Consider the following 405-nt stretch of genomic DNA (forward strand, 5'->3'; position numbering starts at 1 on the left):
GGCCTGCTTTCAGGCCGTTGTCGACCAGCGGCGCGCCGCTGGTCGACAACGGCCTGAAAGCAGGCCTCGCGCTGCCGATGGGCCGCAAGGGGCCAGCCTTCCTCGCCTACGACAATTTCGACGTTTATCTCGAATGGAACCAGTCCTTCACCTATGCGCTGACGGCAGCCAACCTTGCCGCACGGCTGGCAGGCGCGCCGCCGCTGGACCCGCGCAATCCCGAGACCGGTCTCAACAATGAGCAGATGAAGGCATTGCAGACCAAGCTGGAAGCCAAGGGCTACGATGTCGGCACCGTCGACGGCATTTTGGGTACCAACACCCGCGAGGCGATCCGTAAGGAGCAGACGCGGCTAGGTTTGCCGGTGGATGGCTGGCCGACGCCGGAGCTGTTGGGAAAATTAT

The 405-nt window shown here is 63.2% G+C and carries 1 protein-coding gene; it reads left to right on the forward strand.

Annotated elements, in window-relative coordinates; translation table 11 throughout:
- On the forward strand, window positions 1–405 hold a 405-nt coding region (locus EN991_RS39585; protein ID WP_206519391.1), incomplete at both ends, for a peptidoglycan-binding domain-containing protein.

This window comes from Mesorhizobium sp. M7A.F.Ca.US.005.03.2.1, assembly GCF_003997795.1.
Taxonomy (GTDB): Bacteria; Pseudomonadota; Alphaproteobacteria; order Rhizobiales; family Rhizobiaceae; genus Mesorhizobium; species Mesorhizobium ciceri.